Origin of the sequence: Amnimonas aquatica, assembly GCF_002943415.1 — a bacterium.
GTDB lineage: Bacteria > Pseudomonadota > Gammaproteobacteria > Pseudomonadales > Moraxellaceae > Perlucidibaca > Perlucidibaca aquatica_A.
Genome location: NZ_PTQZ01000251.1, coordinates 1 through 2,356, shown reverse-complemented (window position 1 = coordinate 2,356; position 2,356 = coordinate 1). Strand labels below are relative to the sequence as shown.

The following is a 2,356-nucleotide window of genomic DNA, read 5'->3' as shown; positions in this document are numbered from 1 at the left end:
CTGGTGATGTCGGCGGAGACCGGCTGGGCGCCGATGCGCTCGATCATGATGGCCTGGGCCTTGTCGTAGTCGAAGGCGGCGATTTTCTTGCCGGCCAGTGCTTCCACCGTGTTGATCTTGCGGTCGTTGACCACCGGGTAGGCGACACCGAAGGGAATGATGCCGCCGATCTCGTAGGCGCCACGCACCATGAGCTTGGCGGCGGCCGGGCTGGCGAAGGTCTGCGCGGTCTTCTGCACGACCTGGTAGCTGGCGGCCATGTCGACCTTGTTGTTGCGCACGATGGTGGTGGCGCCGAGCGAGTCGAGGGCGCCGGCGACCGGGTTGAACAGGCGGGTGCGGAAGCCGGTGGCGAGCAGGGCATCGCACTGGCCGGCACGCAGGTCTTCGGTGGCGACGCGTTCGTCGGTGTAGGCCTTCACGTTGATGCGGGCACCGAAGCCCTGGGCGGCGGTGGCATAGTCGCGCGCCATGTTGGCGATGTCGCCGGCATTGCCGAGCAGGTCATAGACGCAGAGACGCTGCGTGTCGGCGGCGGCGTGGCCGAGGCCGGATGCCAGCAGGCCGGCGGCCAGCAGCAGGCGGGGGGTGGAGATCGCGGTCATTGGGTGCTCTCTTCTTGTCGTGGCCGGTATGGTGTTCTTGTTCTTGTGTCCGGGCGGTCACGCCTTCGGACTGCAACGAAGGCTATGCGCTGGCGCAGCATGGCCGGAATCATGGGCGGGGACAACAAATTTAGAATTCGGGCCACCCGACTGTAGGTTGTCCGGCAGATGAACGGTTCCAGCGGTGCAGCCTACACTTCAACTGTGTTTGATGCTTTCTGGAAGATCATAAAAAAGCAGCCACTTGGGCTGCTTTTTTTATGCTGCATCGAACTTACATGTTCGGGTAGTTCGGGCCGCCGCCGCCTTCCGGAACCACCCAGTTGATGTTCTGGGCCGGGTCCTTGATGTCGCAGGTCTTGCAGTGCACGCAGTTCTGCGCGTTGATCTGGAAACGCTGGCTGCCGTCGTCGTTGCTCACCACCTCGTACACGCCGGCCGGGCAGTAGCGCTGCGCCGGTTCCGCGTACTTGGGCAAATTCTCGGTCAGCGGAATGTCCGGGTTCTTCAGCGTCAGGTGGATCGGCTGGTCTTCCTCGTGGTTGGTGTTCGAAATGAACACCGAGGAGAGCTTGTCGAAACTGATCTTGCCGTCCGGCTTCGGATATTCGATGCGTGCATAGTCCGCCGCCAGGCCCATGGCCTGGTAGTCCGGCGTGGTGTCGCGCAGCGTCACCGGCAGCTTGCCGCCGAAGATGTTCTGGTCGATGAAGTTGAAGCCGCCGCCCATGAGCAGGCCCGGGATGCTGCCGCCGAACTTGTGCATGGCGGCGCCGAAGTTGCGTGCCTTGAACAGTTCCTCGTGCAGCCAGGAGGCCTTGAACTTCTCGGTGTACTCGACCACTTCGTCGCCACCGGCGCGGCCGGCCTTGAGGGCGTCGAACAGGCCTTCGGCGGCCAGCATGCCCGACTTCATGGCGGTGTGGCTGCCCTTGATCTTGGAGAAGTTCAGGAAGCCGGCGTCGTCACCGATCAGCAGGCCGCCCGGGAAGGTCAGCTTGGGCAGCGAGTGCAGGCCGCCCTTGACCACGGCGCGGGCGCCGTAGGACACGCGCTTGCCGCCTTCCAGGTACTGCTTGAGCACCGGGTGGTGCTTCAGGCGCTGCATTTCATCGAACGGCGACAGCCACGGGTTCTTGTACGACAGGTCGGTGATCAGGCCCAGCGTGACCTGGTTGTTCTCGGCGTGGTAGAGCCACCAGCCGCCGGTGGAGCCGGTCTCGCTCAGCGGCCAGCCCGAGCCGTGCAGCACCAGGCCCGGCTTGTGCTTGGAGGGATCGATGTCCCACAGTTCCTTGATGCCGATGCCGTAGTGCTGCGGGTCGGCGTCCTTGTCGAGCTCGAAGTGGCTGATCAGCTGCTTGCCCAGATGGCCGCGGCAGCCTTCGGCGAACAGCGTGTACTTGGCGTGCAGCTCGTAGCCCGGGGTGTAGGAGTGCTTGTGCTCGCCGGTGCGGGACACGCCCATGTCGCCGGTGGCCACGCCCTTGACCGAGCCATCTTCGTTGAACAGGATCTCGGAGGCGGCGAAGCCGGGGAAGAGCATGACTTCCAGCTCTTCGGCCTTGGCGGCCAGCCAGCGCACCACGTTGCCCAGGCTGATGACGTAGTTGCCGTCGTTGTGCATGGGCTTCGGAATGGCCCAGTGCGGCGCCTTTGCGGAGGCGGTCGGGCTGAGCAGGAAATAGACTTCGTCACCGGCGACCGGGGTGTTCAGCGGCGCGCCTTCCTCTTTCCAGTTCGGGAACAGC

Annotated in this window: 2 protein-coding genes; both read right to left on the bottom strand. The window is 64.3% G+C overall.

The window, feature by feature from the left end:
- Positions 1-605, bottom strand: a 605-nt coding sequence (locus C5O18_RS08670; protein ID WP_241146802.1) for a putative solute-binding protein, incomplete at its 3' end; no start/stop codon positions are given.
- A gap of 274 nt (positions 606-879) precedes the next feature.
- Positions 880-2,356: electron transfer flavoprotein-ubiquinone oxidoreductase (locus C5O18_RS08665; RefSeq protein ID WP_105193173.1), on the bottom strand; the 1,477-nt coding region annotated here is incomplete at its 5' end.